Source organism: Bacillus sp. OK048, assembly GCF_900103525.1.
In the GTDB taxonomy this organism is placed as follows: Bacteria; Bacillota; Bacilli; order Bacillales; family Cytobacillaceae; genus Neobacillus.
On sequence record NZ_FNHN01000018.1, the window covers coordinates 45,436 to 64,825 of the forward strand.

The window sequence follows — 19,390 nt, forward strand, 5'->3', positions numbered from 1 at the left end:
ACTATTAAATCCTCGGGAAGATTTCGCGATATAGTTGATATGTAAGAAAAATGTTATAAACTGGAGAAAAGGTGAGTTTTTGCTAGGAGATGAATGAACATTGAAAATACTCGTGATCGAGGATAATACAAGTGTATGTTCGATGATTGAAATGTTTTTTGCCAAGGAAGGAATTAAAGGGACCTTTGTAAATGACGGACTGGAAGGGTATAACACCTTCAAATCAGGAACGTGGGACGCTTTGATTGTCGATTGGATGCTCCCTGGAATGGATGGAGTAAGTATTTGCCGGAAAATCAGAGAAGAGAAATACACCGTTCCGATTATCATGTTGACGGCGAAGGATACAGAATCAGACCAAGTTCTTGGCTTAGAGATGGGAGCAGATGACTATGTGACAAAGCCATTTAGCCCGCTTACCCTGATGGCGAGAATTAAAGCGGTCACACGCAGGTATCAAACACAAGTTCATAATCAGCACGATGATTACCTGCAGACCGAACATTTTAAAATAAGTAAAAATACTCGAGAAGTCCTTGTGGATGGAACTTCTGTTACAAACCTTACGCCGAAAGAGTTTGACCTTTTATATTATATGGTTGAACATCCTCGGCAGGTATTTTCTAGAGAACAACTGCTTGAGCGGGTTTGGGGCTATCAATTCTATGGTGATGAACGAACCGTAGACGTTCACATTAAGCGACTGCGAAAAAAGGTAGAAACCACTGCACAGCCATTCTTCCACACTGTATGGGGAGTAGGTTATAAGTTTGATGAGTCGGCTCAGACAGATAAGAATTAACTATATTTTTCAACAATTTATCAGCCATATTAGTATCATCATTGTCGCTTTTCTCGTCTTAAGTCTTTTGTTTGCCCATTATGTCGGGAATTTAGTGTATGAGAATAAAGCAGACGAATTGATTTCCTATGGAAAAGTGATCATTTCAGATATTGACCGTAATCCACATCTCACGGATCAAATTATCAATCAATATAATAATGTATTACGATCAAGAAAAATTAGCTTTAGTATGTTTGATCAAGAGGCTAATCTTTATACGGTTGGAAGAGGTGGACCGGCTATCGAGTTAAACCCAGCCGAGTGGGAAAAAATTAAAAACGGGAAAACGATTATCGTCCAAAGTGATTATAAACGATTTGACCAGGGGGTTACCTTTGTTGTCTTGCCTTATGTAGACCACGGTAACTTTATTGGAGGAATCTTGTTAACCTCGCCTATCAGTGGTTCAAGTGACATGATCCGTCAGGTGAATCAATTTTTAATCTATACAATTCTGATTGCACTCGGTGTCTCATTTTTCCTTAGCTGGCTTCTATCAAAAATTCATGTTAACCGGATAAAGCGGCTCCGTGAAGCAACATCATTAGTTTCAGCGGGAGATTACCATGTACATGTGCCGTCGTCAAATTTTGACGAAATCGGCGAATTGGCCAATGATTTCAACCATATGGTAAAAAAACTAAATTACTCGATGGAAGAAATTGAAAGCTTAGAAAATCGCAGACGGCAATTCATGGCGGATGTTTCTCATGAAATGCGGACACCTTTAACGACAATAAGTGGAGTAATCGAGGGTTTAAAAAATGACATGATTCCTGAGGAAGATAAGGAACGAGGAATCAATTTAGTGAGTCAGGAAGCAAAAAGGTTAATTCGACTTGTAAATGAAAACCTAGATTATGAAAAAATAAGGTCGAATCAAATTCAATTATATCGAGAAGATATCCAGCTTTTAGAAGTGTTAGAAATTATTCAGGAGCAATTGGCTGCACAAGCAGAGGAGAAAAATGTTCAAATCTATGTGGAGGCTGCTGAAGACGTGATGGTCAATGCGGATTATGACCGCCTTGTTCAAATTCTCATTAATATCACAAAGAATAGTATTCAATTTACTTCAGATGGGACGATTTGGATCCGGGGAAAAAGCGGAAAAAATGAGACCATCATTGAAGTAGAAGATACTGGCATTGGCATCGATCCGAGCGAAGTTGAAAACATCTGGCGCCGCTTTTACAAAGCAGAAATCTCGAGGACTAGTAATCCATATGGGGCTTTTGGACTAGGGTTATCGATTGTAAAGCAGCTCGTCCTTCTTCATAACGGAGAGATTGATGTACAAAGTGAAAAAGGAAAAGGAACTAAATTCACCATAAGATTAAAACACTAAGCAGCAGAGATCTGATATGCCCCGTAAAAGTTAGACACCAATCTAGCATTTACGGGGTGTTTTTTATCATATTTTTCTTAAATATTTCCATTTCCTGATATAGTTTGTTAACAGTTTTTTCATATTTATTGGCTAAAGTATAGATATAAGAATAAATTACACAATTTTAGTGTAAAGGAGTAGAAAGAGTATGAATTACAAAGATGAATTCGAACATGAGAATGAGAATACCAGCCCAAATCCTTTTGAAGAAGGTTCAAATGAAAAGCTGGAAGGGTCCAATATCCACGCCACTGAATCAGAACCATCATACGTTGATGACATCGAACCACAAGAATCAATTGTTCATGATAAGAAACCGGAAGAATCAATCGTCCATGACGACATGCCAGAAGAATCAAACATCCATGATAGCAATCCAGAAGGATCTGAAACTACAACCAAACATGATGAAGAAATCGAGCGGGAATCGATTGTTACTTCAAGTGAACCAGGGCCTGAAAGTAAGGAGGTAGAGGCAACGGATGAATCGCTACCAATTACCAATCGTGTAGAGCTAAAAAACAGTTCAAAGAAAAAGAAGAAAAAGGTAAAAGGTTTTGTCTCGATGGTAGCAGCAGGGGTAGTGGGCTCTGTATTGACGCTGACAGTTCTACCCTTTACAAACTATATGGATCATTTCAGTAATGCTGAAAGTCAGTCAAACGGAATATCTCTGCAAAATACAAACCCAGAGGCAAATACAGTAACAGCACAGCCAACTTCTGCAAAATCATCATCATCGATTGCGGACACCGTGGAGCAACTGTCAAAAACAATTGTAGGGATTGTTAATTACCAGCAGCAGCAAAACCGTGGTTTTTACGGAAGTAATTCTTCTCAAAATGTTGAACGGGGTACTGGATCAGGGGTTATTTTTCAAAAAAATAAAGACATTGCCTATATTGTTACCAATAACCATGTGGTAGAGGGAGCGACAAAACTAGAGGTTTCATTATATAACGGTGAAAAGGTAAGTGCTGAAATTGTGGGTACAGACGCTTTAACCGATTTGGCCGTCATAAAAATTGATAGTCAACACGTTGAGGCGACTGCTCAGTTTGGTGATTCCGCAACGATTAGACCTGGGGATGAAGTGTATGCCATTGGGAACCCACTTGGACTTAATTTTTCAAGAACGGTTACCCAAGGAATCATTAGTGCGGTCAATAGGAGTATTGCCGTTTCTACTTCAGCGGGAAAATGGGAAACAAACGTTATTCAAACCGATGCCGCCATCAACCCTGGAAATAGTGGTGGTGCTTTAATTAACCCTGAAGGATTAGTTATTGGTATTAACAGCTTGAAAATTTCCGAGAGCGGAGTGGAGGGGCTAGGTTTTGCGATCCCAAGTAATGACCTTATTCCCATTGTGAATGAGTTGATTGACAAAGGAAAAGTTGAGCGGCCATATCTTGGCGTCGGACTTGCTGATTTAGCGGAAGTGCCGAAATTGTATTGGGGGAACCTTCCTGAAAATGTGAAAGATGGGGTCATGATTACAGCGGTTGAACCCAATTCAGCCGCAGCTAACGGAGGAATTGAAGCGCAGGATGTGATTGTTTCTATGAATGGCACGAAAATCGCCAACTCCTCAGAGTTAAGAAAATACTTATACGCTGATGTGAAAAACGGCGATGAAATTAAATTTGAAGTTTATCGAGACGGGAAGCTTATTACGGTAAACGTCAAGCTGGCGAAATAATCTAAGGGAGTATTCAAACAAATGGCTTTTATTAATGAAAATAAGAAATTGGTTTCAATTATCGTAGTACTAATCCTCGCAATCGGAGTGTTTCTAAGCTTGGCATTAACAAACGACAAAGCAATTGCAAAAATAAACGGCGAAGCCATTAGTAAAGATGAGCTATACGAAAAAATGGTAAAACAGTATGGTCCAGACACAGTTGAACAAATCATTGCAGAAAAAATTGTTGCTTTAGAAGCAAAAAAGCAAAAAATTATCATTTCAGATGCAGAGTTAAATGGTGAAGTGGATAAATTAAAAACATCTTACGGTGGTGAAGAAGTTTTTACCCAGATGCTTAAAGCAAATAATACTTCGCTGGATGATCTTAAGGCGGATCTGAAAAATTATTTAACATTACGAAAACTACTTGAACCACAAATCAAGATTACCGATGAAGAATTAAAGGCATATTTTGATCAAAATAAAGATTTATTTGGTGAAGTTGAACAAGTAAAAGCAAGCCACATTCTTGTCGAAGATGAAGCCATTGCAAAAGATATCAAACAAAAGTTAACCGATGGAGCCGATTTCGCAGAATTAGCCAAGGAATATTCAACGGATGTGGGTTCTAAGGAAAATGGCGGTCAGCTTGGTTTTTTTCCAAAAGGAACAATGGTTACAGAATTTGAGGATGTAGCCTTTACATTACCAATGAATCAAATTAGTGACCTAGTAAAGTCTGATTATGGGTATCATATTATTAAAGTGGAAGAAAAAAAGGAAGCGAAAGAAGCAAATTTTGATGACAGTAAAGCGGATATTAAAGAAACTTTGATGAATCAAAAAATGCAATCAGAATATTCCATTTGGCTGGAAGGAAAGAAAAAGGATTATGATATTGAAAATTCCCTTGCAAGTATAGTCGGATAATTCTTGGGTAGAGGTGAAAGTGGTGAATCAGGTCGGAAGATATGCAGCAAGTGATGAAGTGGATGATGTCGAACTGATGAAAATGGTCATGGAATTACCTGAAAAAGACAAAATGGTCATGTGGTCACAAGGATATATTGATTTGGTTATTGAAAAATTGCCAGAGTACGCCCGCGACATTTTGGAGAACCGAATGCAAAAATGGGAGGATACGAAGTCCTTCTATCAAGATCAAATTGAGGATATACTCAATGATGATGAATTTAAAAAACAGGCAAAGGGCGAACGGAAGCAGTTCGCCCTATTTGTTATGGAGCATTATCGAGATCTGCAGTCCTTATTGTTTGCAGCCTATGACGGAAAAATAACGGAAGAGGATGTTCGGAAATTTGTCTACCGGAGAAGGTTTGGCGGGAGGAAGAAGTATCTTCATTAATTTATTGTAAGGTAAAAGTTAAAACCTTTCGATTTGTCAGAAAAATAGGCTTGCAATGGTGGCTTGTAATTATTACAATAGAAGTATCTTGAGTTGAAACGGAGGTGTAAAGAGATGGTTCGTTCTATTTTTGTACGTGTACAGTTGCTTGAAGCGCTATATTTGTGCCGTGCAATTTTTCATGATGTAGTTTTCCAAGGGGGGAGTCTGCCCTTTTTTCAAAACTGCAAATTGAAAATAGAACGATAACACATCTCTTTACCCATGATAAAAATAGGTTAGAAGAGGGTGCATTTTTAGCACTCTTTTTTCATGCCATTTTTTCAAAATGCGCGGGTATCTATCGATGCCTGCTTTTTTTATGTTAAAGAGAGTGTTCAAAAAAAGGAGAATGAACATGATCGTATGTAGTGTTAATCATATAGCAAAATCATTTGGGGGAACTAGTATCTTTGAAGATTTATCTTTTGAAGTTCACGAAGGAAATCGGGTCGGTTTGGTTGGCCGGAACGGATGCGGGAAAACAACGTTACTGAAACTCCTGGCCAATCAAGAAAGTGTGGATGGTGGAGTGATCCATTGGAAAAAGGGGCTGAAAATCGGCTACCTTGCCCAAATTCCAGATTATAAAGACTTAACCGTCAAGGAAGTTTTAAAAACAGCATTTGAACAATTGGTTGAGACAGGATCAAAACTTCAGCAATTGGAGGTTGAAATGGGGCAGGAGCTAACCCCTACCCAATTACAAAGACTAATGGATCAATATGGAAAGCTTCAAGATGATTTCATCCTAAATGGCGGTTATGAAATGGATGCAGAAATGGACCGTGTTTCACATGGTTTAAACATAACAGACTTGATAGATAAGCCGTTTTCACTATTAAGCGGCGGTGAAAAGACAAAGGTTGGCCTGGCCTTGAGCTTATTAAAGAAACCTGAACTCCTGCTTTTAGATGAACCGACCAACCATTTAGATTTAATGGCGATTGAGTGGTTAGGTACATTCCTCAAGGAGTATTCAGGCACGATTATTTTGATTTCCCATGATCGGTATTTTTTAGATGAAGTAGTAACAAAGATACTCGATATGGAGGATGGCGAAATAGAGCTGTACCATACAAATTTCAGCGGCTTTGTGAAAGAGAAGGAAGAGCGGTTGTTACGGGAGTTCCAGGAATACCAGGAGCAGCAACGGAAAATTAAAAAAATGAAAGAAGCGATTAAACGGCTTCGGGATTGGGCCAACCGTGCCAATCCACCAAGCGCAGCGCTTCATAAGCGAGCCACGAATATGCAGCGGGCGCTTGACCGAATTGAAAAACTAGAACGTCCGAAGCTTGATGTTAAAAAAATGGCCATTGATTTTGAAGCCAATGACCGGAGCGGAAAAGATGTCATCAAGCTTGAAGATGTCTCGAAAAGCTTTGGCAGCCGGACGCTTTTTGAAAAAGTAAATATGCTTGTTCAGTACAAGGATCGGGCAGCAATTGTCGGTGAAAACGGGACGGGGAAATCAACACTATTAAAGATGATTCTTCGTGAATGCGAAAGTGATCATGGAATCGTTAAGGTTGGTAGTAATGTGAAGATCGGTTACTTATCTCAACATGTGTTTAATGCGATTGGCGATGAAAAAGTGATTGATGTTTTCCGTTCAGAAGTAAGTGTAAGTGAAGGGGAAGCACGACATATTTTAGCGCGGTTCTTATTTTACGGGCCAGCGGTTTTCCGTAAGGTCCAGCAATTGAGCGGTGGCGAAAGAATGCGCCTCCGGCTTGCACAGCTGATGTATCAGGATATTAATCTTCTAATCCTTGATGAACCGACGAATCACCTCGATATTGATTCATGTGAGGTTTTGGAAGAAGCATTAGAGCAATTTAATGGCACGATTTTGGCTGTGTCACATGACCGTTATTTCCTCAATAAACTGTTTACGAAAATTTATTGGCTCCAAGCTGGAACGGTTCATTTCTTTGATGGTAATTATGACTGGGCAAAAGGAAAATTAAATGCTGTAAAGGTGGATCAGCTTGAACAAAAAGTTGCCCCCAAAAAGGATGGTAAGCCAAAAAGCGTTGTCGTCCCTGTCAAGAATGTGGCTGTAGATATCGAACAAAAGCTTGAGGAGTTGGAAGACCAAATTCTCACTTTGAAGCAGCAAATGGAAGCAGAGTTAGAACTTGAAAAGCTTCAAGAACAATTCACCCAATTAGAGCAAATGGAAATGGTCAGAGAAAGTTTATATATGCAGTTGGATGATGTGGTTTAAGCTTTTATCGCCAAGAGAAAAACGCTTGGGGATCTTTATTTTTCACAAAAGGTTTATAATAGAATGTGAGTACAAATAGGGAGGGTTTTTTATGGTGTATCAAGCAGATGATTCTAGATATGGTGCGATGAAATACAATCGAAGCGGTCGTTCTGGTTTACAATTGCCAGCGATATCACTAGGTTTATGGCATAATTTTGGCGGAATAGATACATACGAAAATGGTAGAGAATTGCTTAGAGGTGCGTTTGATTTAGGGATTACTCACTTTGACCTTGCAAATAACTACGGACCACCACCTGGATCGGCTGAAGAGATGTTCGGGAAAATGGTAAAAACGGATTTTGCACCATATCGAGACGAAATGATTATTTCCTCGAAAGCCGGTTATACCATGTGGACAGGACCGTACGGAGATTGGGGTTCTAAAAAATACCTTATTGCTAGTTTAGATCAAAGCTTAAAGAGAATGGGTTTAGATTATGTTGATATCTTTTATTCCCATCGTCCGGACCCCAATACGCCGCTAGAAGAAACGATGGGTGCACTAGATTTAGTTGTGCGCCAAGGTAAAGCCCTGTACGTCGGTATTTCGAACTATAATGCGGAACAAACAGAGGAAGCGGTAAAAATCCTAAATCGATTAGGAACACCACTAGTTATTCATCAGCCAAAATATTCGATGTTTGATCGCTGGATTGAGGATGGTTTACAGGATGTCCTACAGGAAAATGGAGTTGGCTCGATTGTCTTTACTCCGTTAGCTCAAGGTTTGTTAACGAATAAATATCTAAACGGCATTCCAACCGATTCGAGAGCGGCAAAAGCAAAAACCTTTTTAAGTAAGGAGCAAGTCACAGCGGATGTTGTAAATCGGGTGAAAAAGCTAAACGAGGTTGCAGTAGAACGTGGTCAAAACCTGGCGCAAATGGCACTTGCTTGGGTTCTTAGGGGAGGAAGGGTCACGTCCGCTTTAATCGGTGCTAGTCGGGTCAGTCAACTAGAAGAGAATGTTGCTGCCTTAAGAAATCTATCATTCTCTGAAGAAGAATTAAATAGAATAGAAGACATTTTAAAAAGATAAATCGGTTATAACAGCGGGATTGTCCGCAAACCTGGTATGATTAGCCGTTTGTGTCTCGGTTTAAGCGACATTGTTTCTACCAGCCTACCGGGGAAGAATGCGAAAATATTTATAATACATTTTAAAATGAATGGAGCCGGAAAACACGGCTCTATTTATTTTGCTTTCCGAAAGATTCAGCATTCATTATAATTAGGTATATTAAAAATTAAGGTTGGTATCGAATGGATAGATTTTCAGTAAAGCAATTAATTTCGCTACTCACAGTTACCCTAGCGGGTGTTTGTTGGTCGGTACTGTTTCACCAACCGCTCGTCATTGGGTTTCTACCTGGGTATCTTATACTTGTGTTTCTTTCGAAAAAGAATAAGCAAAGTGTTATGCAAATCATGCAGATTAGTATCAGAGGTGTTTATAAGACTAGGATTGTGATTCTTATTTTATTCCTTGTCAGTTTTATACTTCCATCTTGGTATTTGTCAGGGACAATCGATCAAATGGTGAAAATTGCCCTTTATTTTATTCATCCGGACTATTTTTTTGTATTAACATTTGTTACTGCACTGCTTTTTTCAATGCTTCTTGGTACAACAGTAGGTACGCTAAGTGCAATTGGAATTCCTATTTTGGGGACTGCTGTAATACTAGATTTACCGACAGAGGTCGTAGCTGGGGCATTGGTTTCCGGGGCTTTCGTAGGAGACCGAACATCTCCTTTTTCGAGTGCACATCAGCTTTTAGCTCATACATTAGAATTACCAGTGAAAAAACAATGGAATGCGATGTTATTTACCACAGTTATTGCGGTAATTTTGTCATTGCTTTTTTACGGGGCTTTTGATTTCTTTACTGCTTCTAAGATAAATCATGTTGCACCATTGCAATGGGGAGAGCTTTCACTGATAAAATTTATTCCACCCCTTGTGTTGCTGCTTTTTGTTCTGTTCCAATTGAGCATTCTTTATGCCTTTCTATCAAGTATACTTTGTGCGGCTATTATTACGTTGTTTGAGGGAACTGGAATTTCGGAAATAGCCCATGCTTTTTGGTTTGGGATTGAAGGCCTTGGCGGAGGCTTCCTTCATATGTACGAATTATTGCTGTTCCTAGCCCTAGCGGGTGCATATAACGGTTTATTGGAGGAATTGAATGTCCTCCAGCCTTACTTAGATAAATGGCTGCAACGGTCAACTTCGTTACCACGTGACACGTTAAAAACCCTTTCAGCCACTTTATTAATTAGTTTTATTGCAGCAAATCAAACGCTCCCGATTATTTTAACAGGAAGGTCTTTTTTACCGCATTGGACAAGTAAGTATGGGAAAGTAGAGTTAGCTAGAGTGATGGGCGATACGACGATGCTTTTTCCTGGAATGGTGCCATGGAGTGTGCTCGCGATCATGTGCAGTACCATTGTTGGAATTCCAATCTTGGAGTATTTGCCTTATGCACTATTTTTATGGGTTTTACCTTTTTTAACGCTAGGAGTTTCCATGTTCAAACATGTCCGAAAATCAAAAAGAATAGCAGCTGCGATAGGGAACGGGGCTTAATGCGCCGTTTTTTGTTATTGTGAATATACTCCTTTGTTTATACATATAAGTTGTTATATAGAGCTTTGGACAAGGGATGGTAGCATGCTGAAAAAATTGGCTGTAATTGGGTTCGGAAGTACGATGATTGGCATCGGGGTGAACGGATTTATTTTGCCTTTTCATCTAATTAATGGTGGTATGTTCGGAATTAGTTTGGTGTTCAATTATCTATGGCAATTCAGCATTGGAATAACCTTTATTTGTTTGAATATTCCCGTTTATCTCTTAGCTTATAAAACGGATTTTGATTATTTTTTCTATGGAATGATTGGGGCTGTTTTTTCAGGCTTCATGATTGAATTCTTGATGCCACTAAAGGATGTATTTCATTTACCGATTATTAGTTCGGTGATCATTGGAGGGGTCTTGGTCGGTCTTGGAGTAGGAACGATGCTAAGGAATCACATAAGTCCAGGCGGAATGGATCTGCTCGCCTTGTTACTAGCAAAATGGACAAAGATTAATGTGGGAATCATCGCCTATGCGATAGATACGATTATTATTATCTCGAGTCTGTTGCTACTTCAGGAGCCTAGATTACTATATTCGTTGTTAATTGTGTCTATCGTGGGGTTATTAGCAACGGTTATAACCTCATATGAGAGGAGTTAATCGTTTTGAAAAATAATCGACGTTTAGTAATATAGGATGAGAAATGTTTATGGAATTGAGGGTTTGTTTATTTTGTTGAAATTAGTAAATGATCATATAAAAGCGAATTTAAAGATATTATTTGTCGGATTTAATCCTAGCATTCGTTCTAGTGAAACGGGTCATCATTTTGCCAATCCCAATAATCGATTTTGGCGAATACTGCATGATGCAGGGTTGACTCCTCGGAAATTTGACGCAGTTGAAGATGGGAAACTCTTAGAGCTGGGTATGGGGATTACCAATATTGTGGCAAGACCGACGAAAGCAGCGGATGAGATCACTAGGGAAGAATACAAAGAGGGGAAAGAATTACTTCGGAAAAAAATTGAGCAGTTGAAGCCAGAAATAGTCTGTTTCGTCGGTAAGGGAGTGTATCAGGAGTATAGCGGGCTGAAAAAGGTTCCATGGGGGAGGCAGGAGGAAGCGGTCGTTCCGGGAACGATTGATTTTGTTGCTCCATCATCAAGCGGTTTGGTGAGGATGAAAGTGGAGGAAATCGTTGAGATTTATAAGGGGCTAAGTGAAATTTGATGGTTTAGAATTGATTTTGACGGGTTTGCACGTAAAACAATGATTTGGCACATATCGAAAAAGTTCAGCACAAAAGTAGAAATCGGCACATATTAAAGGTTTTACTAAAAAATGGTCACTTATTTTGAACTTGGATGAAAGAAATGTAGAGATAATGACGAGAGCCAGGCAGCTGCCTGGCTTTTTCAGCGTTCGGTGTGGTGGTGGAATTGATTAGGCAGGTAAACAAATGGGATTGGCAGGTGAAATGAAATCTTGGCAGGTAAGAACTCCGAAATGGCAGATTAAAAGATATATTTGGCAGGTAGCCACTTAGCACCCAAATTCCAATTGCACAACATGCCCATTCGCTTATGTTTCAAACTTCCGACGATAATGTGCCAAAGCCAACAACGGGAAGATATTACGGTAGCTATGATAGTGAATATAAAAAGCACCCGCCATTCCTTGTCCTTTCGGGTAGGCGGTCGTCCAATCGTCTTTTTGTAGATTCCGCAATAAATATGAAATACCTTTGCGGATTTCAGAAGTGGATTGATCTGAAACACAAATCAAAGTATCCAATGCCCAGGCGGTGTGGGTCAAAGTGCTCGTCTTAAGTGGAGTATATTTACCGTTACTATCACTATAACAAGATTCACCCCAGCCACCATCCGCGTTTTGAATGGCTCGCAGCCACTTTACAGCATTTTGAATCGAAGAATCGCTGCTAGCTACCCCAACCGCAGCCAATCCAGTTACCGCACCCCAAGTGCCGTATATATAACAAATGCCCCATCTCCCATACCAGGAACCATCCACCTCTTGATGGTCCACCAGCCATTTTATCCCCTTTTTTATTGTCTCATGGTCTTTCGGTACATTTGTAAAGTTCCCAAAGAACTCGAGGGTACGACCCGTGATATCTGCACATGATGGGTCTGTTAAGAGAAACTCGGCATTTTCCATAGGTAAAAATTCAACCAGCCTTGTATCAGTGTTTTTTTCAAAAGCAGCCCAGCCGCCATCATCATTTTGCATCGACAGCAGCCAGTTGATCCCGCGGTTCCAGGCATCTTGGTTGGGTGATGTCATTCTTGAGATCGACCTTAAAGAAGCGGTTGTATCATCGACGTCAGGATGGATGGTATTAACATCGGCGAACCCCCAGCCCCCTGGCAAACTGTTAGGGTTATGAATAACCCAGTCTCCGAATTTATCATGTTGCCTTGCTAATAAATAGTGATTTGCTGACCGTACCATCTTATCCTCGGCTGGAATCCCTGCCTCTTGAAGAGCATAGCCGATCAACGACGTATTCCAAACATTTGCGGTCGTGTATTGCATATGCGGAAGACCGTTAATTTCACTTCGCATCGACTTGATCCCAGCGAGGGCAGCTGTGATTATATGATCATTTTTCTTATACCCCAGTGAGAGGAGAGCGAAAATCATTAAAAAGGTTGAACTGTCGTAGCTGTAGAGCGTACCATCCGCTTCAATATGGTCGAGCATATACTTTTTAGAACGCTCGATGGCCAGCTTATGGAGCCGCTCTGGCACCCCCAGTAAATTTTTCACCCCGTCTTCGATAAAGGAAAATAACGAGCGCATTTCATTAGAACGAATCCAGGTATCAGGATGGCTTAGCCGAACAAATAAATCGGATAGGTCGGGGCTCCTACCCGTTTTCAACGTAAATTTTTTATCGGCGAGAATCATGATTGGCGTTAGATTTGCTCTTCCATAGACAGAAAAGGAATAGAAATTAATAGGAAAATTTAGTGGCAGCAGGATGATTTCAATGGGGAGAGGGGAGAACCTTGGCCAGTTAACTTGCCCTGTTAGCGACAACATGACCTTGGTAAACATACTAACTTCTTCGATTCCGCCCTTGGATAAAATAAACTTTTTCGCTGCCTGAAGCCGTTTATCCATTTTTTCATAGTATCCAGAATACAGAAGTGCGTAATAACATTCGACTGTAGCCGTGAGATTTCCAACATGTTCATCAAAAAAAAGCTTCCAAGCACCATTTTTTTCTTGTCTGGATAAAATCCTGCGAGCCAGACCCTTTATTAATTCCTCATCATTTATTTCCAATGTCCGTAATAAAATAATCATATAGGCATCTGTAGATAATCCAGTTTCGAATGGATAAGTCCAGGAGCCATCGGGAGATTGATCCCTTCTAAGTATCTCAACCAGCCAGTCAATGCCTTTATTTGTATCGATCATCGCAACCGTTCATCCTCTCCCAATTGAATAGTCTCATCTATACATATTCAGCAAGTAGAAGGAGAATTCTTGAGGGAGCTGATTGTGATATTTTTTATCAGAAGTAGGGAGAAACCGGCGATTGAGGCAATCAAGGATGAATTGAAGGAAAAAATGAAAGAGGTGGCAGTCCATTCATTAACAAAAGAGGAGCAAGGCCTTCTAGAAAGGATCAAAAGTGATACACGGGAACTTAACCTGAACAACGTCACTCGGACAAAGGCGTATTTTGATTTTTATCAAAAACATCCCAACATCCATTGGGCATTTTTAGGACATATGGTATCAAGAAATGGCGGCTGGAACATGACCGATTTAAAGGGGGATTTCCTCACTCGCCTGCTAACGAAAAAAGAAAGGAATGCTTATTTTACCTTTTTAGAACGAGGAAATTGGCTGATTTTTCAAGACGCCTATCCTCAATTTCTCCTCTACAGCGAAAGTTTAAAGCGAGGAAAACCACTGTTTTACCTGCTATCTTATTTAGATATTTCAACTTTTATGGAAACGATTTGGAATTATTTTTGGAAGAAGTCCGACCCATATATCCTGACCATCGCTCTCGTCATAAACGAACAAAATTATTTGGAGAAGTGGATCATTCAAAATCCGATTTATCAAAAAGATGTTATAGGTACTTTGGAGTTTAAATTGCAGGATATCCTGTCTTTTAATCATATTTTGTTTCCCTTTCGAAAAAAGAGCCTTGCCGGGCAAACCCTTCATCAGTTTCAATCTTTACATGAACGGATTTTATTAGGGAAGCGGTTGTATGCGGTACTTTTTCAAAATAAAGATCCATTCGTAAAATGGGCAAAAGAACACCCTCATACAGGATCGAGAAAGGATTATTGGCCGCATCTATTCAACAATGTGAACGAAGGAATACCTGGGATTCCATATCAGCTCCGCTTAAATGCCTGCAAACTGAGATGGGGTGCGAGGAGAATTTATAGTCCAGATTTACTGTCTGCATGGAAAAATGTTAACCACCAAGAAGCGGAAACGGGAGATTGGTTTCAAAATTGGCAGGTGGCCGGCTATCTCTCGGAGCTTAATGAAACACAAGTTAATGGGGAGATTGAATATGAATACTGTAAAACACTTGAAAGGCTTGAACTTGCCGCCCTTGCAAAAAAAGTCATTACCCTCTTTGATTAAAGAATTTGGACCTACTGTCTTTTTAGCCATTTTGCTCGGAACGAGTTTGGATCTTTACTTTGTCGGCAAAAAAATGTACATGTTCCCGATACGACCGTTTCCAGAGGTGTTTTCGTTTAACATTGGTTTCACCTTTGTGGCTCTGCCTTTTCTAGCCCTGGTTTATCTAAATATGATGAATCGAGTTTCGAAATGGGGGCGAGTTGGGATCATTCTAATGTTAAGTTTATTAATGCCTATAGTTGAAAGGTTTTCAGAGCTGTTTGGTCTATTTGATCATGCAAATGAGTGGAAGCATATCTATTCCTTTTATGGCTATCTCGTTTTTTTGTCTGTTATTTTTTTATTTTATCGTTTAACGAATAAAGAACATTAAAAAAGCCAAGACCGAAGTCTTGGCTTTACGTTATGCGGCGTCAAGCGACATAACGTACCCCTTCCGTCCGTACAGTGGTTAAGTGTCCCGCAACAAGCGAATGTTCGGAAGGGGTATTGTTATAATACCACAAAATTGAAGATTTGAACCAAGAAACTTTCTTTTCTGCGTTGGAAAGTGTATCATAAAGATGAATTTTTTACATAAGGAGATGGTTGTTGTGGCAAAAAAAGGTTACATACAAATGCAAAACGGTGAAAAAATTGAATTTGAATTATATCCAAATGAAGCACCAGGTACTGTTGCAAACTTTGAAAAGTTAGCAAAAGAAGGTTTTTACAATGGGTTGAATTTCCACCGCGTTATTCCTGGATTCGTTAGCCAAGGAGGGTGCCCGGAGGGCCGCGGGACTGGTGGTCCAGGCTATACAATTAAATGTGAAACACAAGGAAATCCACATACTCATGTACCGGGTTCTCTATCAATGGCACACGCTGGTAAGGACACAGGCGGTAGCCAATTCTTTATCGTTCATGAGTCACAGCCACATCTAAATGGTGTTCACACTGTTTTTGGTCAAGTGACTTCTGGTCTTGAAGCTGCCAAAGCAATGAGAAATGGCGATATCATGGAAAAAGTGGAAGTATACGACGAATAGGAAATACGAAAAGAGCCGGGCAAATGGGCTCTTTTTTCGTACATTCAAAACATAAGAATGAATCGAATCTCCCTGGGCAAATTAACATCAAACATCTACATGGGAGGTTTTTATGAAACGATTTGCTCTGATACTAATTCCAATGTTATTGCTATCCATGCAAAGTCCTACATTTGCAGAAAAAAATAGTGAAAAGCAGCTTAAGGCAGCTATTATTATTGATGATTTTGGTGGTGGAACTGGCGGAGTTAGGGATTTCCTTGAAGGGGATATCCCAATTACCGCAGCGGTTATGCCTTTTACAGAAAATTCAAGGGAACATGCTGAATGGGCACATAAAAATGGGTTCGAGGTAATTGTCCATTTACCGATGCAGCCCAAAAAAGGGAAGCGTTCGTGGCTCGGCCCGAACCCAATTACGGTAGATCTTTCTCCTAAAGAGGTGAAACAAAGAGTGGAGGAGGCATTAAAGTCTGTTCCTCATGCAGTGGGGATGAATAATCATATGGGTTCCCTTGCCGTTGAGGATGAGGAAATCGTAAGAGCGATTGTTGAAGTGGCGAATGAGAAGAAGTTGTATATTATCGATAGCGGTACGAGCCCTAAATCCAAGTTTCCGAAGGTTGCAAAGGAAATGAATGTGCCACTTTTAAAAAGAGATGTTTTCCTTGATGATATATCCTCTTCAAGCCACGTAAGAAAACAGATGAATCGGTTGGCTAAGATTACTGAATTCAATGGAAGAGGAATAGCCATTGGTCATGTGGGCGTAACGGGGAAGGTATGTTCAGTCGGGGTATTTCAATCGATGAAAGAATTTGAAAAAAGAAACATCAAAATCGTTCCAGCCTCCGAGCTATTTTCGACAAAATTAACAGAACAATATCTTGTTCCATAAAAAAGGCAACTTTTCAGTTGTCTTTTTGTATTCTTCATTTTGTTTTTTTCATTAATGAATTGGTGGTATAAAGAAGTCCAGCAATTAATAGTAACTTCAGTCAGAGGATATTTATTTGTATCATTTAGCGTTAAAATGCGAAGTGCTTTCCACGATTCTTTAAAACTGATACAATGTCTCCTATCAATCGGTTGCATAGAGGATGGGATTAGTATGAAATTAGTTTCTTGGAACGTCAATGGTCTTAGGGCCTGTGTCAATAAGGGGTTTTTAGATTACTTTAATGATGTAAATGCTGATATATTTTGTGTACAGGAGACAAAGTTACAAGAAGGTCAAATTAACCTTGAGCTAGAAGGGTACTATCAGTATTGGAATTATGCGGTGAAAAAGGGCTATTCAGGTACGGCCGTTTTCACGAAGGAGGAACCGATTTCCGTTCGTTATGGGTTAGGGGACGAGAATTCACAAGATGAAGGACGAATTCTTACGTTGGAGTTCGAGGGGTTTTATTTAGTCAATGTTTACACACCGAATTCTCAAAGAGATTTAGCGAGATTGGGCTACCGTTTGGAGTGGGAAGAGCAAATTCAGGCTCATTTGACAGAATTAGATCAACATAAGCCTGTGGTTTTATGTGGGGATTTAAATGTAGCCCATCAGGAAATCGACTTGCGAAATCCAAAATCAAATAGAGGTAATTCAGGTTTTACAGTGGAGGAACGTGGAAAGATGACAACACTGCTCGATTCAGGATTTGTTGATAGTTATCGCCATTTTTACCCTGAAAAAGAAGGAGCCTACACATGGTGGTCATACATGGCCAAGGTCCGCGAGCGGAATATTGGCTGGCGTATTGATTATTTTATTGTCTCTGAAAAACTTCGTGATTCCTTAATTAAAGCTGATATTCATTGTGATGTCATGGGCAGTGATCATTGCCCGGTAGTTGTGGAATTTGAAATGTAAATCGTAATAAGTTTTACTTATGATAAATGATAAAAACCTCGTAATTTTATTTATTAACAAGATAGCATAAAGTAAGATTAAGAGGTGATTAGAATGGATATTAAAAAAGATGTTCAACAGCAATTTGGAAAAAATGCTGCTTCTTACGTTTCTAGTCCCATTCATAAAGATGGGAAAGACTTAGTGAAGATGGTCGAAATGGCTATAGTCAATGGACAGGAACATTTGCTTGATATCGCCACTGGCGGCGGGCATACAGCAAATGCGTTTGCACCTTTAGTTAAAAAAGTAACAGCCGTTGATCTGACTGTAGAGATGTTGGCAGCAGCTGAAAACTTTATAAAAGAAAATGGTCATTTAAATGTGAATTTTGTTCAAGGAGATGCTGAAAAGCTGCCTTTTGAAGATAAGTCTTTTGAGATTGTTACTTGTAGGATTGCTCCGCATCATTTTCCGAATGTCGATTTATTCATAAAAGAGGTACAACGAGTTTTAAAGCCGCAGGGACAATTTATTTTGGATGATAATGTTGTCCCAGAGAATGAAGATTTCGACCGTTTTTATAATACCATTGAGAAATTGCGTGATTTTAGTCATTACCGTGCCTGGAAAAAATCTCAATGGATCGAGAAACTTGAGGAAAGCTGTTTGGAAATTTTTGAAATGCATCGGTTTGAGAAGACGTTTCATTTTGAACCATGGTGCGCCAACATGAAGCTGTCAGAACCTAAAAAGAATGATTTAACTAAATACATTCTTGAAACTCCCCAACGGATAAAGGACAAATTCAGGATTGTTATCGAAGACGGAAAAGTTATTTGCTTTGTTGGCGAAGCAATCATTTTAAAAGCGGTAAAAAGGTAAAGAAAAGCCACATGTACAAAGGAGGAAGTTCCACTTTTGTACATATGGCTTTTTAAAATTCAAACGGACTGTGGAGATCATTTAGCGCTGTTCCAAATACATCAAATTCAGGTGATTTCTCACCCGGACTTACGTTTTCTTCCTGATCTAAATGGGTTGCGACTGTTTTTTCAGCATCTTTTTTCTGGTTATGGCTCATGTTAATGGCATCTCCTTGTTGGGTAATGAAGTATATTGTATTTTTTCCCATAAAAAAGGTTCTAAACCATTTTTTTAATCTATTTGGAAAATTCTCTATCACTTCAAGGGATCTGTAAATATGTGTAAATATAGAAGGGTGATTTATATTTCTAAAAAAAATTTTAAATTTGGTGTTGATTTCTGTCGTAATTCATTGTAAGATTATCAATGTCGCTGCTACGACGTAGCGAAGATAGGAACTTAGGTTTCTAGTTAGTTTATTATGCGGGTGTGGCGGAATTGGCAGACGCACCAGACTTAGGATCTGGCGCCGTAAGGCGTGGGGGTTCGACTCCCTTCACCCGCACCAATAATTTTTGTGCTAGCAAACTATCCAAAAAATTTTTTAAAAAAATAATTTACCATATCATGCGGAAGTAGTTCAGTGGTAGAACACCACCTTGCCAAGGTGGGGGTCGCGGGTTCGAATCCCGTCTTCCGCTCCAAAGTTGCCGGGGTGGCGGAACTGGCAGACGCACAGGACTTAAAATCCTGCGGTAGGTGACTACCGTACCGGTTCGATTCCGGTCCTCGGCACCAAGTAT

At 39.7% G+C, this 19,390-nt stretch carries 19 protein-coding genes, 3 tRNA genes and 1 pseudogene; 21 read left to right on the top strand and 2 right to left on the bottom strand.

Features of this window, described 5'->3' with window-relative positions:
- Window positions 1–100 precede the first annotated feature (100 nt).
- The 12 genes and pseudogenes from BLR86_RS23185 to mug all read left to right on the top strand — a co-directional run bounded on the left by BLR86_RS23185 (window position 101) and on the right by mug (window position 11,423).
- Entirely contained in the window at window positions 101–802 is a 702-nt protein-coding gene (locus BLR86_RS23185) for a response regulator transcription factor (RefSeq protein ID WP_090767457.1), read from the top strand.
- Window positions 774–2,192 carry a sensor histidine kinase gene (locus BLR86_RS23190; RefSeq protein WP_175493032.1) on the top strand — a complete coding sequence of 473 codons (1,419 nt, stop codon included), beginning with the start codon at window positions 774–776 and terminating at the stop codon, window positions 2,190–2,192. The genes BLR86_RS23185 and BLR86_RS23190 overlap by 29 nt, the downstream gene beginning before the upstream one ends.
- Before the next feature lie 190 nt (window positions 2,193–2,382).
- On the top strand, window positions 2,383–3,936 hold the full coding sequence (locus tag BLR86_RS23195) for a S1C family serine protease (RefSeq protein WP_368086822.1): 1,554 nt from the start codon (window positions 2,383–2,385) through the stop codon (window positions 3,934–3,936).
- 21 nt (window positions 3,937–3,957) lie between these two features.
- A complete protein-coding gene (locus BLR86_RS23200; RefSeq protein WP_090767462.1) occupies window positions 3,958–4,851 on the top strand; it encodes a peptidylprolyl isomerase in 894 nt (297 codons plus the stop codon).
- Window positions 4,852–4,873: 22 nt separating this feature from the next.
- Window positions 4,874–5,287, top strand: coding sequence for a hypothetical protein (locus BLR86_RS23205; RefSeq protein WP_090767465.1), 414 nt, complete (start codon window positions 4,874–4,876; stop codon window positions 5,285–5,287).
- 114 nt (window positions 5,288–5,401) lie between these two features.
- Window positions 5,402–5,536, top strand: coding sequence for an RAxF-45 family protein (locus tag BLR86_RS26905; RefSeq protein ID WP_090767468.1), 135 nt, complete (start codon window positions 5,402–5,404; stop codon window positions 5,534–5,536).
- A 142-nt stretch (window positions 5,537–5,678) separates the two neighbouring features.
- Complete coding sequence (abc-f, locus tag BLR86_RS23215) at window positions 5,679–7,559, top strand: ribosomal protection-like ABC-F family protein (RefSeq protein ID WP_254782438.1); 1,881 nt, start codon at window positions 5,679–5,681, stop codon at window positions 7,557–7,559.
- A 91-nt stretch (window positions 7,560–7,650) separates the two neighbouring features.
- Complete coding sequence (gene mgrA / locus BLR86_RS23220) at window positions 7,651–8,643, top strand: L-glyceraldehyde 3-phosphate reductase (protein ID WP_090767474.1); 993 nt, start codon at window positions 7,651–7,653, stop codon at window positions 8,641–8,643.
- Between the two features lie 17 nt (window positions 8,644–8,660).
- Window positions 8,661–8,768: pseudogene (locus tag BLR86_RS26720) on the top strand (cell wall hydrolase); the annotation flags it as partial.
- Between the two features lie 99 nt (window positions 8,769–8,867).
- Window positions 8,868–10,196: a Na+/H+ antiporter NhaC family protein gene (locus BLR86_RS23230; protein ID WP_090767477.1), complete on the top strand. Its 1,329-nt coding sequence runs from the start codon at window positions 8,868–8,870 to the stop codon at window positions 10,194–10,196.
- A gap of 84 nt (window positions 10,197–10,280) precedes the next feature.
- The gene (locus tag BLR86_RS23235) at window positions 10,281–10,850 is read left to right on the top strand and encodes a YitT family protein (RefSeq protein ID WP_090767480.1); all 570 of its coding nucleotides are present in this window, start codon (window positions 10,281–10,283) and stop codon (window positions 10,848–10,850) included.
- A 75-nt stretch (window positions 10,851–10,925) separates the two neighbouring features.
- Window positions 10,926–11,423 carry a G/U mismatch-specific DNA glycosylase gene (gene mug, locus BLR86_RS23240; RefSeq protein WP_090767505.1) on the top strand — a complete coding sequence of 166 codons (498 nt, stop codon included), beginning with the start codon at window positions 10,926–10,928 and terminating at the stop codon, window positions 11,421–11,423.
- A gap of 351 nt (window positions 11,424–11,774) precedes the next feature.
- Here the strand turns inward: mug and shc are convergent, their stop codons facing one another.
- Entirely contained in the window at window positions 11,775–13,640 is a 1,866-nt protein-coding gene (gene shc, locus BLR86_RS23245; protein ID WP_090767483.1) for a squalene--hopene cyclase, read from the bottom strand.
- Window positions 13,641–13,793: 153 nt separating this feature from the next.
- Between shc and BLR86_RS23250 the strand changes: the two genes are divergently transcribed.
- The 6 genes from BLR86_RS23250 to BLR86_RS23275 all read left to right on the top strand — a co-directional run bounded on the left by BLR86_RS23250 (window position 13,794) and on the right by BLR86_RS23275 (window position 18,605).
- The gene (locus BLR86_RS23250) at window positions 13,794–14,840 is read left to right on the top strand and encodes a DUF2515 domain-containing protein (RefSeq protein WP_090767508.1); all 1,047 of its coding nucleotides are present in this window, start codon (window positions 13,794–13,796) and stop codon (window positions 14,838–14,840) included.
- Window positions 14,809–15,216, top strand: a complete 408-nt coding sequence (locus BLR86_RS23255) for a CBO0543 family protein (protein ID WP_254782439.1) — start codon at window positions 14,809–14,811, stop codon at window positions 15,214–15,216. Before BLR86_RS23250 ends, BLR86_RS23255 begins: the two co-directional genes overlap by 32 nt.
- Before the next feature lie 244 nt (window positions 15,217–15,460).
- Complete coding sequence (locus BLR86_RS23260; protein ID WP_175493033.1) at window positions 15,461–15,874, top strand: peptidylprolyl isomerase; 414 nt, start codon at window positions 15,461–15,463, stop codon at window positions 15,872–15,874.
- A 112-nt stretch (window positions 15,875–15,986) separates the two neighbouring features.
- Complete coding sequence (locus BLR86_RS23265; RefSeq protein WP_090767489.1) at window positions 15,987–16,772, top strand: divergent polysaccharide deacetylase family protein; 786 nt, start codon at window positions 15,987–15,989, stop codon at window positions 16,770–16,772.
- 213 nt (window positions 16,773–16,985) lie between these two features.
- Window positions 16,986–17,741 (top strand): exodeoxyribonuclease III, encoded by a 756-nt coding sequence (locus BLR86_RS23270; RefSeq protein ID WP_090767492.1) that lies wholly within the window; start codon window positions 16,986–16,988, stop codon window positions 17,739–17,741.
- A gap of 93 nt (window positions 17,742–17,834) precedes the next feature.
- Window positions 17,835–18,605 carry a class I SAM-dependent methyltransferase gene (locus tag BLR86_RS23275; protein ID WP_090767495.1) on the top strand — a complete coding sequence of 257 codons (771 nt, stop codon included), beginning with the start codon at window positions 17,835–17,837 and terminating at the stop codon, window positions 18,603–18,605.
- Window positions 18,606–18,657: 52 nt separating this feature from the next.
- Here the strand turns inward: BLR86_RS23275 and BLR86_RS26310 are convergent, their stop codons facing one another.
- Entirely contained in the window at window positions 18,658–18,855 is a 198-nt protein-coding gene (locus BLR86_RS26310) for a hypothetical protein (RefSeq protein WP_217642428.1), read from the bottom strand.
- Between the two features lie 215 nt (window positions 18,856–19,070).
- On the opposite strand from BLR86_RS26310, the gene BLR86_RS23280 reads away from it, so the two are divergent.
- The 3 genes from BLR86_RS23280 (at window position 19,071) to BLR86_RS23290 (ending at window position 19,385) form a co-directional block, all read left to right on the top strand.
- Window positions 19,071–19,155, top strand: a tRNA-Leu gene (locus BLR86_RS23280).
- Window positions 19,156–19,216: 61 nt separating this feature from the next.
- Window positions 19,217–19,291 (top strand) — tRNA-Gly (locus BLR86_RS23285).
- Window positions 19,292–19,296: 5 nt separating this feature from the next.
- Window positions 19,297–19,385, top strand: a tRNA-Leu gene (locus BLR86_RS23290).
- Window positions 19,386–19,390 lie beyond the last annotated feature (5 nt).

Coding starts and splice junctions, on each gene's coding strand:
- BLR86_RS23200 (WP_090767462.1), top strand. CDS start 3,958: ATGGCTTTTATTAATGAAAATAAGAAATTGGTTTCAATTATCGTAGTA.
- BLR86_RS23230 (WP_090767477.1), top strand. CDS start 8,868: ATGGATAGATTTTCAGTAAAGCAATTAATTTCGCTACTCACAGTTACC.
- BLR86_RS26905 (WP_090767468.1), top strand. CDS start 5,402: ATGGTTCGTTCTATTTTTGTACGTGTACAGTTGCTTGAAGCGCTATAT.
- BLR86_RS23250 (WP_090767508.1), top strand. CDS start 13,794: ATGAAAGAGGTGGCAGTCCATTCATTAACAAAAGAGGAGCAAGGCCTT.
- BLR86_RS23190 (WP_175493032.1), top strand. CDS start 774: ATGAGTCGGCTCAGACAGATAAGAATTAACTATATTTTTCAACAATTT.
- shc (WP_090767483.1), bottom strand. CDS start 13,640: ATGATCGATACAAATAAAGGCATTGACTGGCTGGTTGAGATACTTAGA.
- mgrA (WP_090767474.1), top strand. CDS start 7,651: ATGGTGTATCAAGCAGATGATTCTAGATATGGTGCGATGAAATACAAT.
- BLR86_RS23270 (WP_090767492.1), top strand. CDS start 16,986: ATGAAATTAGTTTCTTGGAACGTCAATGGTCTTAGGGCCTGTGTCAAT.
- BLR86_RS23265 (WP_090767489.1), top strand. CDS start 15,987: ATGAAACGATTTGCTCTGATACTAATTCCAATGTTATTGCTATCCATG.
- BLR86_RS23275 (WP_090767495.1), top strand. CDS start 17,835: ATGGATATTAAAAAAGATGTTCAACAGCAATTTGGAAAAAATGCTGCT.
- abc-f (WP_254782438.1), top strand. CDS start 5,679: ATGAACATGATCGTATGTAGTGTTAATCATATAGCAAAATCATTTGGG.
- BLR86_RS23260 (WP_175493033.1), top strand. CDS start 15,461: ATGCAAAACGGTGAAAAAATTGAATTTGAATTATATCCAAATGAAGCA.
- BLR86_RS23235 (WP_090767480.1), top strand. CDS start 10,281: ATGCTGAAAAAATTGGCTGTAATTGGGTTCGGAAGTACGATGATTGGC.
- BLR86_RS26310 (WP_217642428.1), bottom strand. CDS start 18,855: ATGGGAAAAAATACAATATACTTCATTACCCAACAAGGAGATGCCATT.
- BLR86_RS23195 (WP_368086822.1), top strand. CDS start 2,383: ATGAATTACAAAGATGAATTCGAACATGAGAATGAGAATACCAGCCCA.